Below are 15,726 nucleotides of genomic sequence, written 5' to 3' on the forward strand. Positions count from 1 at the left end.
CCTATAACCGAGGCCTACGGCTTTCACAAGCACTTGGCACGATTTTTTTAAGTCACCCGCAGTGGGGAGAAGTACTTTTCAGGAACCAATCCCGCCTTATTTCATTCTCTGGTTTCGCACTCTTTCAGGCGGCTCACATTGTATGAACAGCGAAGAGAATTCAAAGCAGAACGCAAGGGAAGCCGGCGACCGTCTTCTTGCGGAACATGTATCGGAAGATCCGTTTGCTGCGGCTTTCAAGGCAACGCGCATGCCGATGCTGATTACCGATCCGCGGCAACCCGATAACCCGATCATCTTTTCGAACAAGGCATTTTCACAGCTTACCGGCTATTCCCAGGATGAGCTGGTCGGTCGTAACTGTCGGCTTTTGCAGGGCCCTGAAAGCGACCAAAGAGCCATCACACAGCTTCGCGAAGCCATCGCCGCCGAGCGAAGCCTTGAGGTTGATATCCTCAATTACCGAAAAGATGGCTCGACCTTCTGGAATGCGCTTTTCATGAGTCCAGTTCGTAACAGCGAAGGCGAAGTCATCTATTTTTTCGCATCTCAGCTGGATTTCACGCATGTGAAAGACAAGCAGAAGGAACTCGCTGCGGCTCGCAGTTCCGCGGAGCAGGAGGTCGCGCGCCGCACCAAGGATTTGCGTGATGCCCTGGATGCAAAAACCTTGCTGGTTCACGAAGTCGATCATCGCGTCAAGAACAACCTGTTAACCATCGCATCCATTCTCAAACTGCAGGCAAGAACCAGTGCGGATACGACTGTTCAGAAGACACTAAGATCGGTTCTGGACCGTGTCGAAGCTCTCAGCACGGTCCAGAGGAAACTTTTCACGACCGCAGATGTGGAACGCTTCGATGTATCTGATTTCGCTCGAGACCTCATTACCGACATGATCGGCGCATTGCGACGTGACGACATCAAGGTTCATTTCGATCTATCACCAGTGCTCGTACCGGCCATAAAGGCATCACCTCTGGCACTCATTATCAATGAGCTTGTCGGCGATGCGGTGCGACGAGGATTGAAGGATAGCGGAGGCGCCATCGACATTTGCATCCGACGCCTGAACGGTCACTTCCAGATCCGCGTGAAGGATACGATGCCACCTGTCGATGTGGAGGTGGATAGCGAAGCCGAAGCCTTCAGTCGCACCATCTTGGAAACCTGTGCGCGACAGGTGAATGCAAAGATAGAACGACACCAACACCATCACGACACGATCGTCGATATTCGTCTGCCGGTCGGAAGCGTCGAGGAGAGCAGGAAAGCGTGAATATTCTGATTGTTGAAGACGAGGCCTTGCTGGCGCTGGAACTGGAAAGCGAGCTGGAAAATGCCGGACACACGATCGTGGGTGTTGCGATGTCGAGCCAGGAGGCAAAAGCTATCATTGACCGAGCGCACCCCGAATTCGCCTTCGTCGACATTCATCTGCTGGATGGTCCAACAGGCATTGATGTTGGCCGCCACCTCGAAAGCAAGGATATTTCCTACGTCTTCGTCAGCGGCAACCTGAAGCGTATCCCAGAAGATTTTGCCGGAGCGATAGGAGCGATCGAGAAACCCTATACGATGAACGGGCTGGAGAATGCGCTATCCTTCATTGAAACGTTCGTGCGCGGCGAAAATCGCGGCAATATCCCGCCGAGCCTTGTGCCATCGCCTTGGCTGCGCCAGCGACAGATGACCGAAAGCAGACAGCAACCCCAATCACAGTCATAGTTGCTGCTCGTTACCGCCCGACGCCGTGATACTCGAAGCCGTAACGGTGGACTTCGTCGGCCGGATAGACATTGCGCAGGTCAACGAGGACAGGCGCCTTCATGATCGGCTTCAACCGGCGCAGGTCCAATGCCCGGAATTCGTCCCATTCAGTAACGAGGACGAGGGCGTCCGCTCCTGCGGCGATGTCGTAAGGGCTGTCGCCGAGAGTGACGTTTGGCAGTAATTCGCGCGCGGCTTCCATACCCTCGGGGTCGTAGGCATTTACGAGCGCCCCATTGTCCTGCAACGCCTGAATAATCGAAAGCGAGGGGGCATCCCGCATATCATCCGTATTAGGCTTGAAGGTCAGCCCCAGCACAGCGATCTTCTTGTCGCGCACGGAGCCTCCGCAGGCTGCGATTACCTTTCGCGCCATCGCCCGCTTGCGGATATCGTTGACGGCCACCGTCGTTTCAATCAGGCGCACCGGACTATCATTGTCCTGCGCCGTCTTCACCAGCGCCATCGTATCCTTCGGGAAACAGGAGCCGCCGTAACCGGGACCTGCATGCAGGAACTTGTCGCCGATGCGCTTGTCCATTCCAATGCCTTTGGCCACTTTCTGAACATCAGCGCCGACCTTCTCGCAAAGATCCGCCATTTCGTTGATGAAAGTGATCTTCATGGCAAGAAATGCATTGCCCGCATATTTGATCAGCTCAGACGTCCGCCGATCGCAGAAAAACAGAGGCGCGGAGTTGAGATAGAGCGGACGGTAGACCTCACGCATCACCTCGCTTGCGCGTTCATCCTCCGAGCCGATGACGATGCGATCGGGTCGCTTGAAATCGGCAATGGCGGCACCCTCGCGTAGGAACTCCGGATTGGAAACCACCGCGAACTCAGCATCCGGGCGCTCCGAGCGGATGATCCGCTCCACCTCGTCACCGGTTCCAACCGGTACCGTCGATTTCGTCACGACAACCGTGAAACCGGTCATGGCGTGCGCGATATCCTTCGCTGCGGCGTAAACATAGGAAAGATCGGCATGGCCATCGCCGCGACGCGAGGGCGTGCCGACAGCGATGAAGACGACATCCGCTTCGGCGACCGCCGCTTTCAGATCCGTCGTGAACATCAGACGCCCTGCCTTGACATTCGACTTTACCAGTTCGTCCAGTCCAGGCTCGTAGATGGGAATGGTGCCTGCCTTCAGGGCGGCAACCTTTTCCTCGACATTATCCACGCAGGTCACATGGTGACCGAAATCGGCAAAGCACACACCCGATACCAGACCTACATAGCCGGCACCGATCATCGTGATACGCATGAAGAGCTCTCGCTTGACGTTCTCCCGCACGGGAGCATGAAGGGTTCAGAGGCTGGCATATAGGCCATGCGTTTAACTTTCAAATGTCATTCAGCTGCCGTTGACGAAAGTCGTGCGGGAAATCCCATGCCGCTGAAGCTTGTCGTAGAATGTCTTTCGGGGAATTCCCAAGGCCTCGATCGTACGCTTGACGTCCCCCTCATTTGCCTGAAGCGCCTCCCGTATCAGTTCCCCCTCGATTTTTGCCATACGCTCCGGCAGCGTTCCGGAGCCAACTGTGACGTCGACCTCCGGTCCCGACGGATCAACTGCGATTGTCTCCAGGCCCAGAACGAATCGTTCAGCGAAATGGTTGAGCTCTCGCACATTGCCCGGCCATGCGTGGTCCTGCAGATGGCGATTGAGAGACATCGTCAGCGGTGGCAAGTCGCGATTAAAGCGCTTGGCCGCGCGCTGGCAGAAAAAGCGGAAAAGCAGCGGCACGTCTTCCCGCCTCTCACGCAAGGGAGGAATCAACAGGCTGACCACATTCAGTCGATAATAGAGATCCTCACGGAAATCCCGTCGTTCCAGCGGGTTGCCAAGATCAACCTTGGCGGCAGCAACGACACGCAGGTCGACTGGCCTCACCTCGTTTGTACCCAGGGGCGTAACTTCTCGCATCTCCAAAACCCGCAGCATCTGGACCTGGGAGGCTGGCGGCATGCTTTCGATCTCATCAAGAAAAAGGGTGCCGCCACTGGAATGCTCAATGCGACCGACCCGCCGCTTCTGGGCTCCAGTAAAGGCGCCTGTCTCATGCCCGAACAATTCGCTCTCCAGAATCTGCTCGGGCAATGCCCCACAATTCAAGGCGACGAAATTGCCCTTTGAACGGCTACTCCATCGGTGCAGAAGGCTCGCCACGACCTCCTTTCCGGTGCCGGTTTCGCCCGTCAGGAGGACGTCCACATTTGTGTCGGCAATCTGGCGGATGGTGTTGCGCAGCCGCTGCATGACCGGGGTCTGGCCGAGCAGGGTTACATCGCCCTGTCCTTCATCCTGCACCGCCTCGCGCAGACGGCGGTTCTCAAGCACGAGCTTGCGCTTTTCAGCAGCACGCCTGACGCACTGGACCAGACGATCGGCGGCAAAGGGCTTGGTCATGAAATCATAGACGCCGGCTTGAATGGCGGCCACAGCCATGGGAATATCGCCATGCCCGGTCATGAGGATGACAGGTACATCGGGGTCAATGGATCGAATACGATCGAAAAACTCCAGCCCGTCCATAGCAGGCATTCGAATATCTGAGACGACGACACCGGAATAGTCGCAATCGAGACTGCTCAATGCTTCAAGCGCAGAAGTCCGGCTCGTGACGGTGAAACCAGCGAGATCAAGAGTCTGTGCAGTTGCTTTCAACAGATCCCGGTCATCGTCGACCAGGAGAACAGGTGTTGCATCGCTCATCTGTCAGCCCGCTTCAAATCAATGAGGAAGATTGTGCCCTGCGACGAGGTCTCCACCGATAGCTTGCCGCCATAATCCGTCACGATGTCCTTGGCGATGACGAGACCGAGACCAAGCCCTTTTTCCTTGGAGCTGTTGAAGGGCGAGAACAACTGTTCCTGGATCTCTGGGGCAATCCCGCCTCCATTATCCTCAATCCTGATATAGATCCTGTCATTACAAGAGGTAGCATGAACAAGCACCGTAGCGTCAGCGACAGGCTCGACTGCCTCCAGCGCGTTCTGGATCAGGTTGATCAGCACCTGCTCCAACCGAAGACGGTTGCCGATCGCATAGAGATCCTGGTCTTCCGCCCGAATCTCGACCCGCTCGAGGCGTCCTGAGAAACGGCTCTTCAACAGAACCAGTGCGCCCGCTATCGCTTCGCGTATATCCACGGGCTCGGCAGCAGATCGACCGCGCCGCGCAAGGGCCTTCAGATCTTCGGTAATGGATCCGATCCGTTCAGTCAGTCCGGCGATCTCCAGAAGGTTGCCACGCGCTGCGTCCTCTCGCTTACGGTCTAGATAGGTCATGGCATTATCAGCATAGGCGCGAATTGTCGCGACTGGCTGGTTGATTTCATGGGCGACACCGGCCGCCACCTGCCCCAAAATAGCCAACCGGTTTGCTTGAACCAGTTCCTCCTGGACACCCTGCAACCGGCTTTCGGTGGCCCTATGATCGGCAATTTCCGCTTCAAGCCGGTCTCTCGCCCGGCTCAGATCCGTCGTTCGCTCAAGAACCCGCCGTTCCAGTTCGATCCGGGCCGCATGCTCGGTCGCCATTCGACGAAGAGATGCCTGTCTACGCCAGATCAGAAGTGCTGCGAGGCCAAGGAGAGGCAGAAGGATGGCCATGGACAAGAGTTGCGCCTGCCCCACACCATTGTCGAGTTGCGGCTGGACGGGCAGCAGATATCTGAGAGACCAAGGCGTGGAGGGAACGGGGAGAGTCATTTCGACAAAGCCGGCAACCGACGTACCCGGGAGCAGGGCATCAATTGTAGCGGCATCCTCGGAGAGCTGTCGTTCTTGTGTGATCGGCAAGGGCAGAAGCGGTGCATCTCCAAATTGCAGGCTACTTCTGATTTCGGCCTGTATCGGTGGAGGCAAAGGCGCCTCGACCATGAAACGCCAGGACTCGATGCTGGTAATCAGCACGACGCCATGAGAATCCGTGACGTAGGTCGGGCGTTGCGCATCGCGCCAGTCTCGTTCCAACTGGTCGAACTCAGCCTTTGCGACCACGACACCGATTGGATTGTCCGGCGGACCCACCCGTTGCGAGATGTAAAGACCCGGCCGCAGGCTGATGCTGCCAAGCGCAAAGTGTTCCGCCTGCCCCTCCGCCATTGCACGAGAAAAATACTGGCGAAAACTATAGTCGACACCCACGAAACTTGACGGGTCGCGCCAGTTGCTGGAAGCAATGGCAATACCGCGGCGGTCGATCACGTAGATGACGGACGCATTTGTCACTTCCACGAGATCCTGGAGCTTGTGGTTCAAGGCATCAAGATGCTCCTGCGTCGGGGCGGTGAGCGTGTCTGCAACATCCCGGTCACGGGCCAGAACCAGCGGCAAAGCGCGCGGCCGTTCAAGCACTGCTTTGAGAAATGCAACCTTGAGGCCCGCATCGATACGACCCTGCTGTTCAAGATCCTGCATTGCCGCATCAATGGCGATGCTACGAACCGTCATCAGGGTGGCGGTGATGAGCAGGACAGCCACTACGGCGAAAATCAGCCATGGGCGGCGCGTCTGATGCACCGACGGCATTTCCCGTGAAGGATGAAACTCGCTGGAATCCATGTGCGGAAAATCACACAAACTACCTTATCACGCAATCCGAGCCATGCGGAAAATCGCACAAATGTGGCTTACCTTCTCCTGAGCCTATTATTTTAGAAAGTAAAATCAATATTATAGCAGAGAAATTCCATCTGGCACGCCCATTGCAACACTGGCCTCATCATCAAATGTCGCCTCGGGAGAACCATTGGGTAGGGGCGCGAAGGAGGATCAACATGGAATTGAATCTCGATGCTGCCGCCCCGCGCGGCAAGGTGCCGCTTTATCGGCAGCTATATGTTCAGGTACTGGTTGCCATTACCGCAGGTATCATCCTCGGCCATTACTATCCGGATATCGGCGCTTCGCTGAAGCCACTGGGCGATGCCTTCATTCGTCTGGTGAAGATGATCATCGCACCGGTCATTTTCCTGACGGTTGCGACCGGAATTGCCGGAATGACCGACCTCAAGAAGGTGGGCCGCGTTGCCGGAAAGGCAATGATCTACTTCCTGACCTTTTCGACGCTTGCGCTTGCTGTCGGCATGCTGGTTGCAAATGTCGTACAGCCGGGCTCAGGAATGCATATCGATCCGGCCTCCCTGGATGCCAAGGCTGTTGCCACTTATGCAACCAAAGCCCATGAGACCACGATCACCGGCTTCCTGATGAATATCATCCCGGAAACGATCGTCGGCGCGTTTGCGCAGGGCGATATCCTGCAGGTGCTGTTCTTCTCGGTGCTGTTTGGTATTTCGCTGGCAATGGTTGGTGACAAGGCCAAGCCTGTGACCGACTTCCTGCATGCAGTCACAGCTCCGATCTTCAAGCTGGTGGCAATCCTCATGAAGGCTGCCCCCATTGGGGCCTTTGGCGCCATGGCCTTCACGATCGGCAAATACGGCATCGGCTCCGTTGCCAACCTCGCTTTCCTGATCGGCACCTTCTACCTGACCTCGCTTCTATTCGTCGTCGTGGTGCTGGGTGCTGTTGCCCGTTACAACGGTTTTTCGATCTTTGCGCTTATTCGCTATATCAAGGAAGAGTTGCTGCTGGTTTTAGGAACATCTTCCTCGGAAGCCGCACTGCCGGGCCTGATGCAGAAGATGGAACGTGCAGGCTGCAAGCGTTCGGTTGTCGGCCTCGTCATTCCGACGGGTTACTCGTTCAACCTCGACGGTACCAATATCTACATGACCCTTGCGGCGCTCTTCATCGCACAGGCCACCGATATCCAGCTGTCATTCGCGGATCAGATCCTACTGCTGCTCGTTGCCATGTTGAGCTCGAAGGGTGCGGCTGGCATCACGGGCGCAGGCTTCATCACACTGGCCGCCACGCTTTCCGTGGTTCCTTCGGTTCCCGTGGCCGGTATGGCGCTGATCCTTGGCATTGACCGCTTCATGTCGGAATGCCGCGCCCTGACCAACTTCGTGGGCAATGCCGTTGCCACCATCGTTGTTGCACGCTGGGAAAATGAACTCGATCAGGCCAAGCTTCAGGAGGCGCTGGCCGGACAGGCCCCAGAGCCGGTTACCAGTGGCACCTTGCAGGCTGCGGAATAATTCCTCCCAAGGAAAAGGGCTCTTGTGAAAGAGCCCCCATGACGAGCCCGCTGGTTCATCCCGGCGGGCTTTTTCACGTCCGATCGGATCACGGACCGTTCACAAAAGCCAATATCAACTGATGAACGGCGCCACCGTCGCTCAGCTCGATCCGATCAAACTCTGCATTCTTGGCACGCTCCGCCTTGGAAAGCTCGCCAAGACGTTTGGTCAGAACCTCACGGATACGTTTACATTCTGGATCATTTTCAACCCGCAAACCGAGGCTGAAATCCTGTATCTGCTGCACGAGCTCCTTGGTAAAGCCACCATGGACACGCTCGTGTTTCTCAACGCCTGCGATGAAACGAGCCCAGTTCTGCGCAACATCGGGCGGCAGCGGATTGGCGGGCTTCGGCATGGTATAGGTGATGACCAGCTTCGGTATCGCCACAGTAATGGCGCAGGCCGTGCCTTGAACCTCGTATTTGCGCGTCCAGGTCAGCTTGAAACTGGTATGAGCGATGGCCTGCACACCGGCCTGCGGGCCTTTTTCGCCGATAGATCGATAGAGATCAATGCCCGTCTTGCCGGAAATGGCATAGGTCTTGATCTGCTCGACCGCCTGCCAGTCCGCAGCCGTGGCCTGTGCGCCAAGCGCTGTCAAAGCACTGATGGAAAAGCCAATGAAAAGCGTCGCTGTCTGAAGTCGCACTGTCTGTCTCGCGCCGAGATTAACCCGGCGCGACTATTGCTGCCTAAGGAGAAACAAGGCAAGCCCTGCCTCATCCAATCGTCATCAGGCTCGCATTACCGCCTGCTGCTGCAGTGTTGATCGAGGTGGACACTTCCTCCAGCAACCAGTTCAGGCAATAGGCATCGGGCTTCGCCATCTTCTGTGATGACGCAGCCTGTGCAAGGACCAGCGGACCGGGAAGTGCTACCAGGCGCCGAAGCGCTTCTGTCAGCAACTCTCCCTCCCCCTCGATCAAGGCACCGGCGAAAGGCGCATCCGCTTTCCAGTCCTTCGTGCGTTGCAAGCGTGCAGTCACGCTCATCGGAAGCGCGTGAAGCAGGTCAGCGAACATCGGGTTACTGATGTCGACGACGGCGATATTCCCGGTCGCAAGGGCCGCAGCCAGTTGCTGATAGAGACCGGTTTCGGTTTGCGGAACCAGCAGCACGCGACCTCTTGGATGCAGGGCATAAAGGTTTTGTTCGCCAACGGGTCCTGGCAGCTGTAGCTCAAGCCCCAACGCCGAAGCGCCGCCAATCGTGCGCGCCAATTCGGCGGCTTGCGTCTGCTGGCGATCATCAAGCCAACGGGCAAAATCGCTCAAGGCCGCGTCACGATGGACAGAGCTCAGCTGCGGCGGCACCGGCGGTGTCTGGACAAGACGACCGAGATAGAGCGGACCACCGGCCTTTGGACCGGTTCCGGACAGACCACGGCCGCCAAACGGCTGTACACCCACAACGGCACCGATGATGTTACGGTTCACATAGCGATTGCCGGTCTTCGCGCGGCTGAGCACGTGAGCGATGGTTTCATCCAGGCGCGTATGGAGGCCGAAGGTCAAGCCGTATCCCGTTGCATTGATATCGTCGATCAGCCGGTCCAGGTCGTTTCGCTTGAAACGGATGACGTGGAGGACTGGACCGAAAATCTCACGCTGCAGATCCTTGATTGAGGTCAGTTCCACAATCGTGGGGGCAACGAAGGTGCCGAGTTCAGTTTCCTTCGGCATTGCCGCCTGATGGATGGTGCGCCCCAGAATGCGCATGCGCTCTATGTGACCTTCGATAGTCTGGCGCGCCTCTTCTGTGATGACCGGGCCAATATCGATGGAAAGCCGATCCGTTCTGCCAATAGATAGCTCGGCAAGCGCGCCCTTCAGCATTGTCAGAACACGATCGGCAACGTCGTCCTGCAGGCACAAGACGCGAAGTGCCGAGCAGCGTTGGCCAGCACTATCGAATGCGGAAGCAATGACGTCGCCAACGACCTGTTCGGCCAGAGCGGACGAATCCACGATCATGGCATTCTGACCGCCCGTTTCAGCAATCAGTGGAATGGGCTTGCCTGTAGCGGAGAGACGGCCCGCCAGTTGCTTCTGTATCAGCCTTGCCACTTCCGTCGAGCCGGTGAACATGACGCCCGCGGTTTCGGGAGCAGCCACAAGAGCAGCACCGATGCGACCATCACCCGGAAGAAGCTGGATGACGCTTCTTGGAATACCTGCCTCATGCAGAATCCGAATTGCTTCGTAGGCAATCAGCGGCGTTTCTTCCGCCGGTTTGGCGAGAACCGTGTTCCCGGCAACCAGAGCAGCAGAGATCTGGCTGAGGAAGATGGCGAGCGGGAAGTTCCACGGGCTGATGCAGACAATGGGACCGAGCGGCAGGTGCGTTACGCCAAGGGTCCGGCGCGCCTGTTCCGCATAGTAACGCAAGAAGTCGACCGCTTCACGCACTTCGGCGATGGCATTGGGAAGCGACTTTCCGGCCTCCCGCATGATCAGCGGCAGCAGGTGATCCATGCGCTCTTCCAAAAGAACGGCGGATCGATCCAGCAGATCGGCTCGCTCGGAGGCTGTCACAGCCTGCCAATGCGCAAGAGCTTCAGACGCAGCTGTTGCGGCCTGAACGACGTCCGGCGCGTTGACAGCGATAACACTTCCAACCCGATCGCGATGGTCGGCAGGATTCAGAACAGGCTGCTCTTCGCCGAGGTCTGGCTCGAAGGCAAGAAGCGGCCTTGCCTGTACGAGAATGGCTGCAACTGCCTCGAATGAACTTGAAAGGCTCTGAAGGGTCTGTTCGTTTGAAAGATCAAGACCGGCAGAATTCAACCTGCTCTTCCCGAAGAGTTCTCGGGGCAACGCGATCTTGTCATGTTTGGATCCAGGTTTGACCTGAGCGCGCGTGACTTCGACCGGATCGGCAATCAGGTCATCAATGCTGACCGTTTCGTCCCCAATGCGATTGACAAAGGATGAGTTGGCACCGTTTTCAAGAAGACGGCGTACAAGATAGGCCAAAAGTGTCTCATGTGTGCCTACCGGCGCATAGATGCGGCATGGGCGCGCCAGCTTGGCCGGATCGACAACCTCCTCATAAAGAGGCTCGCCCATGCCATGCAGGCACTGAAATTCATAGCTACCAATGGAAAATTCCGGCCCGGCCAATTGATAAATGGTGGCCAGCGTCTGGGCATTATGAGTGGCGAACTGCGGGAAGACCAGATCGCGCGCTGCCAGCAGCTTGCGCGCGCAGGCGATGTAGGAAACATCCGTATGCACCTTACGGGTAAAGACCGGAAAATCCTCTAGACCGTCCAGTTGCGCACGTTTGATTTCAGCATCCCAATAGGCGCCCTTGACCAGTCGCACCATGATGCGGTGTCCTGAGCGGCTGGCAAGATCGATGATGAAATCGAGGACATACGGGCACCGCTTGCCATAGGCCTGCACCACGAAGCCGATGCCGTCCCAGCCTGCAAGTTCAGGATCGAAGCAGATTTCTTCGAGAAGATCGAGCGAAAGCTCAAGTCGGTCCGCCTCTTCAGCGTCGATATTGAGGCCAATGTTGTAACCCTTTGCCAGATGACATAGGGCTTTCACCCGTGGCAGAAGTTCCGCCATGACGCGTGCCGCCTGGGAGCGCGAATAGCGTGGATGCAAGGCAGACAGCTTGATGGAAATGCCTGGACCGGCATACACTCCACGCCCATTTGCTTGCCGTCCAATAGCGTGAATGGCATTCTCATAGTCGCGAAAGTAACGCTCGGCATCGGCCTTCGTTGTGGCTGCTTCTCCCAGCATGTCGTAGGAATAGCCAAAGCCCTTCTGCTCCATCTCGCGGGCACGACTCAGAGCTTCATCGATCGTCTCGCCGGTAACGAACTGTTCGCCCATCATGCGCATGGCCATATCGACGCCGCGACGGATGACCGGCTCACCGCAACGGGCAATCAAACGGGTGAGCGCTGCCGTCAGGCTTCGATCATTCACGGTCGCGGTCAGCTTGCCGGTCACGACAAGACCCCAGCTTGCTGCATTGACGAAGAGCGACCTCCCGCCGCCGACATGGGATTTCCAGTCACCATGGGAGATCTTGTCGCGGATCAGCGCATCGCGTGTCGCCATGTCGGGGATGCGCAGGAGTGCCTCCGCAAGGCACATGAGCGCCACTCCCTCCTGGCTGGACAGCGAGTATTCGTGGACGAGGCCTTCAACGCCAGAGCCACGATGCTTTCCTCGAAGAGCAGTTACCAGCGTTCTTGCAGTTTCGCGCACTGCCTGCTTCTGCTGCGGTTCTAGACTGGCCTCATCGAGAAGGGGCAGGACGCAATCGATTTCCGCACGGCGATAGGCATTGGTGATCGCCTGCCGCAGTTGCGATGGCGGCCGGAGCGACGGAGCAAAATCACTGAAAGCGGGTTTGAGAGCATAGGGGTCTGCGACCGACAGCGGAGTTTGCACAGTCATGGCTCAAGCCTCGTATCAAGGGAAACAGTGGGAAAATAATACTACGGCAAACCCCAACACGAGAGACTATTCTGCGCATTGTTTTCAGGTATTATAGCCTGATACGGGCGTGAAGGCAGGCAAATTCACCATGGAAATTCGCAAAACAAGCGAACTCGACGCATTCGATCTGAAGATACTGGATGTTGTGGCCGCGGATGGCCGGATCTCGGTTACGGAGCTCGCCGAGAAGATCGGCCTATCGAAGACTCCGTGCAACGCTCGCCTGAAGCGGCTTGTTGATGAAGGCTATATTCTGGGATTTCGTGCCGTGATCAATCTGCCAAAACTGGGACTGGATCACGTCGCCTTCGCGGAAGTGAAGCTTTCCGACACGCGGGAGAAAGCGCTCACCGAATTCAATCAGGCCATTTCAAGAATCAAGGAAGTGGAAGAGTGCCACATGATCGCGGGCCGCTTCGATTATCTCATCAAGATCAGAACGCAGAGCATCCGGCGGTATCGCGAAGTGTTGGGAGAGAAGATCTCCAGCCTGCCCTATGTCGCCAGCACATCAACATCTGTCGCAATGCAATCAGTCAAAGAACGATGAAATACAAAAATTGGGCAACAATGCTGCCATTTTAATCACTGATCGTACCAAATTCCAGCAAAGTGCCCTCGTCAATTGGGCGGAATTCTGGCTTCATGATCATGCTCACGTCAGATGACGCGAGTTTTCCCCCATATTGCCCTGCTTCGGTGGGGCTTTTTTTTGCCCAAGAACAAGGCTCTGTGGTGGCCGATCATCCGGCCACCGACTTTAAGGGATGGACGGGTCTTACAGGACCGCGCTTCCTGCCATGAAGGCGAGAACCAGAAAGATCAGGAAGATCACGATCGCAATGAAGAAGAGGACGCGGGCAATCGTGGCCGTCGCGGCCGATACGCCTGAAAAGCCCAGAAATCCGGAAATCAGCGAGATGACGAGAAAGATGAGTGCCCACTTCAACATGGAATAGGTTCCTTCGATGGATTGTATCCATCAACGGAATGAGAAGCATCTGGTTCCACGACCGAGTTTGTTCCCGTCATAGAACGCAAACTCGGGCATGCATCTGGTTTTCCTTGCGGTCGGAGGATAGTTAAGCCACAGGCGAAAGACACAAACGACACCTTGTGTTCATGATTCCTGCGGAGATGGATGATGCAGACCAGCCCAATCTTACAGCGGGGATTGAAGTCGATAACAACGGCAGGACCTGCAATCATGCTGCTCGGCATGGTTCTGTTTGCGTTGAACGACGCCATGGGCAAATGGCTCGTCGCCAGCTACGGTCTCGGTCAGGTCATTCTCCTGAGAAGCGTCGCGGCGCTCGTTATCCTGGCACCGTTTCTGTGGCTCGGGGGCAAGCGGGCGATCATGCAAGCGAAGCGACCGTGGCTGCAAGCAGCACGCGTCTTTTTCTCGACAGTCGAGATCTTCTGCTTCTACTATGCCGTCATGTACATGCCGCTCGCGGACGTGATGACCTACTGGTTGGCGGCACCGATCTATGTGGCGGCCGCGTCACCATTTATTCTGGGTGAGAAGGTCGGATGGCGCCGATGGCTCGCCATTGCTATCGGTTTCGTCGGCGTGATCGTGACGCTTGAACCGTCGAGCGCAATGTTCACCATGCCGGCGCTGATTTCGATCGTCGGCACTGCCGCCTTTGCCTTCATGCTGATTTCCGGCCGCAGCCTGCGTAACACGCCGGATACGACGCTGGTGTTCTTTCAACTGGCTGCATCCGGGATCGCCGGTCTGTTCATTGCGCCGTTCGACTGGGCTCCCTTGAAATCGACAACCGAAGGCCTGCTTTTAGGACTTCTGGGTATCGTGGCCATGTGTGCGCATATTCTCGTCAATCGCGCCCTGAAGATATCCGATGCCGCGACGGTCGCGCCGCTTCAGTACACACTGCTGCTCTGGGCGGTAATCTTCGGTTGGGCCTTCTTTGGGGAGGTACCACGCCTGCCCATGATCTTTGGTGCAGCCCTGATTGTGGGCTCAGGTTTGTTCATCTTCTTCCGCGAGCAGCAACTGAAGAAGCGCGACAAGGTGCTGCCAAGCATTCCGGAATAGGACAAGGCATTGCACTATTCCGGACTGTTCGCCTTTTAGAGGAGGCCTCGGCGTGCGAGATTCTGGAACAAGGCCGTAGAGCCGAAGGTCCAGGGCGGGCAAGCATCTGACCGGTTAACCCAGTTTACCAGGCGACCGAGCCGCGGCGTTGCAATCTCCACTCTGTCACCAACTTCATGCGTGAAACCCTGTCCCTGCCCGCGCCGGTCCTTCACGGGTGCAAACATCGTACCCAGGAAGAGCACTGCACCATCGGGATACTGATGATTTCGATTCAAGAGTTGTGACGCAAGGTTGGCCGGACTGCGGCTGATGGCTGACATGGCACTCTCACCCGTCATCTGGAAACCATCTTCCCCCTCCACCAAAAGCGAGACCTTCACCTGGCCGAGACCCTCCAGGGTGAAACGGTCATCGAAGAGGCGGATGAAGGGTCCGATGGAGCAGGAGGCGTTATTGTCTTTCGCCTTGCCCAGAAGGAGCGCCGAGCGTCCCTCAACATCCCGCAGGTTCACATCATTGCCCAGTGTTGCGCCGATGATTTTTCCGTCTGAGCGCACGGACAGCACGACCTCCGGTTCGGGATTGTTCCACTCGGAGATCGGATGAATGCCGACCTCGGCGCCACAACCGACAGAGGACATCGGTTGAGACTTCGTGAAAATTTCCGCATCCGGACCAATACCGACTTCCAGATACTGCGACCAGAGGTTCATCTCCTTCAAGAGCGCCTTGACCTGTGCGGCCTTTTCCGAGCCAGCCGCGACCCCCTTCAGATTGTCACCTATCACGGGCGCCAAACGTTGACGAATTTCCAGAGCACGCGATGCATCACCCCTCGCCTGTTCTTCGATAACCCGTTCCAGCATACTGTCGGCAAAGGTTACACCTGCGGCTTTGATCGCCTGAAGATCAACCGGCGCCAGGAGTTGCCCGGCTGATTCGTCAAGAAAGCTGTCCAAAGAACCGAGATCCTGAAAGCTGCCAGACCTCAATGCGGTAACGAGATCCTGTCGCTCGAGAAGGGCAGACATTGTCGGGCCCAGTGGCGTGATATCCAGAACATGCGCATTCCGGACAAGAACCAGGCATGGACCGTCCTGCGCTTTTGACCAGACGCGTCCGACAAGAAGCGCCTCCGGCTCATGCGGCAGGATCATTTCACTCGTCAATGCAATGCGGGTCACCCGTTTTCCTCCCTTGGAGTCCCAATTCAGCGTAGCACCCGGTTATTCATGGCAGCACGCAATCATCAGCCATG

Annotated in this window: 12 protein-coding genes; 5 read left to right on the forward strand and 7 right to left on the reverse strand. The window is 56.8% G+C overall.

The genetic code is table 11. The features are described from left to right. Window positions 1-142 precede the first annotated feature (142 nt). Both E8M78_RS10675 and E8M78_RS10680 read left to right on the forward strand, forming a co-directional pair. Complete coding sequence (locus E8M78_RS10675; RefSeq protein ID WP_137135040.1) at window positions 143-1,279, forward strand: PAS domain-containing protein; 1,137 nt, start codon at window positions 143-145, stop codon at window positions 1,277-1,279. Continuing rightward, window positions 1,276-1,728, forward strand: coding sequence for a response regulator (locus tag E8M78_RS10680; protein ID WP_137135041.1), 453 nt, complete (start codon window positions 1,276-1,278; stop codon window positions 1,726-1,728). The genes E8M78_RS10675 and E8M78_RS10680 overlap by 4 nt, the downstream gene beginning before the upstream one ends. Window positions 1,729-1,738: 10 nt before the next feature. On the opposite strand, the gene E8M78_RS10685 is transcribed toward E8M78_RS10680, so the two are convergent. The 3 genes from E8M78_RS10685 to E8M78_RS10695 all read right to left on the reverse strand — a co-directional run bounded on the left by E8M78_RS10685 (window position 1,739) and on the right by E8M78_RS10695 (window position 6,303). After that, the gene (locus tag E8M78_RS10685) at window positions 1,739-3,040 is read right to left on the reverse strand and encodes a UDP-glucose/GDP-mannose dehydrogenase family protein (protein WP_137135042.1); all 1,302 of its coding nucleotides are present in this window, start codon (window positions 3,038-3,040) and stop codon (window positions 1,739-1,741) included. 90 nt (window positions 3,041-3,130) lie between these two features. After that, window positions 3,131-4,492 (reverse strand): sigma-54 dependent transcriptional regulator, encoded by a 1,362-nt coding sequence (locus E8M78_RS10690; RefSeq protein ID WP_137135043.1) that lies wholly within the window; start codon window positions 4,490-4,492, stop codon window positions 3,131-3,133. Further along, window positions 4,489-6,303, reverse strand: coding sequence for an ATP-binding protein (locus E8M78_RS10695; RefSeq protein ID WP_246658291.1), 1,815 nt, complete (start codon window positions 6,301-6,303; stop codon window positions 4,489-4,491). The genes E8M78_RS10690 and E8M78_RS10695 overlap by 4 nt, the downstream gene beginning before the upstream one ends. A gap of 257 nt (window positions 6,304-6,560) precedes the next feature. On the opposite strand from E8M78_RS10695, the gene E8M78_RS10700 reads away from it, so the two are divergent. Continuing rightward, window positions 6,561-7,889 (forward strand): dicarboxylate/amino acid:cation symporter, encoded by a 1,329-nt coding sequence (locus tag E8M78_RS10700; protein WP_137135045.1) that lies wholly within the window; start codon window positions 6,561-6,563, stop codon window positions 7,887-7,889. A gap of 88 nt (window positions 7,890-7,977) precedes the next feature. Here the strand turns inward: E8M78_RS10700 and E8M78_RS10705 are convergent, their stop codons facing one another. Next, window positions 7,978-8,583, reverse strand: a complete 606-nt coding sequence (locus tag E8M78_RS10705; protein ID WP_137135046.1) for a DUF922 domain-containing protein — start codon at window positions 8,581-8,583, stop codon at window positions 7,978-7,980. A gap of 70 nt (window positions 8,584-8,653) precedes the next feature. Then, complete coding sequence (gene putA / locus E8M78_RS10710; protein WP_137135047.1) at window positions 8,654-12,358, reverse strand: trifunctional transcriptional regulator/proline dehydrogenase/L-glutamate gamma-semialdehyde dehydrogenase; 3,705 nt, start codon at window positions 12,356-12,358, stop codon at window positions 8,654-8,656. Between the two features lie 130 nt (window positions 12,359-12,488). Here putA and E8M78_RS10715 point away from each other — a divergent pair, with 130 nt between their 5' ends. Beyond that, window positions 12,489-12,950: an Lrp/AsnC family transcriptional regulator gene (locus tag E8M78_RS10715; RefSeq protein ID WP_062555442.1), complete on the forward strand. Its 462-nt coding sequence runs from the start codon at window positions 12,489-12,491 to the stop codon at window positions 12,948-12,950. 228 nt (window positions 12,951-13,178) lie between these two features. On the opposite strand, the gene E8M78_RS10720 is transcribed toward E8M78_RS10715, so the two are convergent. Then, window positions 13,179-13,352: a DUF1328 domain-containing protein gene (locus E8M78_RS10720; protein WP_082547198.1), complete on the reverse strand. Its 174-nt coding sequence runs from the start codon at window positions 13,350-13,352 to the stop codon at window positions 13,179-13,181. 192 nt (window positions 13,353-13,544) lie between these two features. Between E8M78_RS10720 and E8M78_RS10725 the strand changes: the two genes are divergently transcribed. Beyond that, on the forward strand, window positions 13,545-14,465 hold the full coding sequence (locus tag E8M78_RS10725; RefSeq protein ID WP_246658292.1) for a DMT family transporter: 921 nt from the start codon (window positions 13,545-13,547) through the stop codon (window positions 14,463-14,465). Between the two features lie 35 nt (window positions 14,466-14,500). Here the strand turns inward: E8M78_RS10725 and E8M78_RS10730 are convergent, their stop codons facing one another. After that, window positions 14,501-15,625, reverse strand: a complete 1,125-nt coding sequence (locus E8M78_RS10730; RefSeq protein WP_137135070.1) for a fumarylacetoacetate hydrolase family protein — start codon at window positions 15,623-15,625, stop codon at window positions 14,501-14,503. Window positions 15,626-15,726: the final 101 nt, after the last annotated feature.

Source organism: Rhizobium sp. FKY42, assembly GCF_005222835.1.
Lineage (GTDB): Bacteria > Pseudomonadota > Alphaproteobacteria > Rhizobiales > Rhizobiaceae > Neorhizobium.

Excerpts from the sequence above, each read along its gene's own strand:
- E8M78_RS10725 (WP_246658292.1), top strand. The coding sequence starts at position 13,545 with ATGCAGACCAGCCCAATCTTACAGCGGGGATTGAAGTCGATAACAACG.
- E8M78_RS10720 (WP_082547198.1), bottom strand. The coding sequence starts at position 13,352 with ATGTTGAAGTGGGCACTCATCTTTCTCGTCATCTCGCTGATTTCCGGA.
- E8M78_RS10715 (WP_062555442.1), top strand. The coding sequence starts at position 12,489 with ATGGAAATTCGCAAAACAAGCGAACTCGACGCATTCGATCTGAAGATA.
- E8M78_RS10730 (WP_137135070.1), bottom strand. The coding sequence starts at position 15,625 with ATGATCCTGCCGCATGAGCCGGAGGCGCTTCTTGTCGGACGCGTCTGG.
- E8M78_RS10700 (WP_137135045.1), top strand. The coding sequence starts at position 6,561 with ATGGAATTGAATCTCGATGCTGCCGCCCCGCGCGGCAAGGTGCCGCTT.
- E8M78_RS10685 (WP_137135042.1), bottom strand. The coding sequence starts at position 3,040 with ATGCGTATCACGATGATCGGTGCCGGCTATGTAGGTCTGGTATCGGGT.
- E8M78_RS10675 (WP_137135040.1), top strand. The coding sequence starts at position 143 with ATGAACAGCGAAGAGAATTCAAAGCAGAACGCAAGGGAAGCCGGCGAC.
- putA (WP_137135047.1), bottom strand. The coding sequence starts at position 12,358 with ATGACTGTGCAAACTCCGCTGTCGGTCGCAGACCCCTATGCTCTCAAA.
- E8M78_RS10690 (WP_137135043.1), bottom strand. The coding sequence starts at position 4,492 with ATGAGCGATGCAACACCTGTTCTCCTGGTCGACGATGACCGGGATCTG.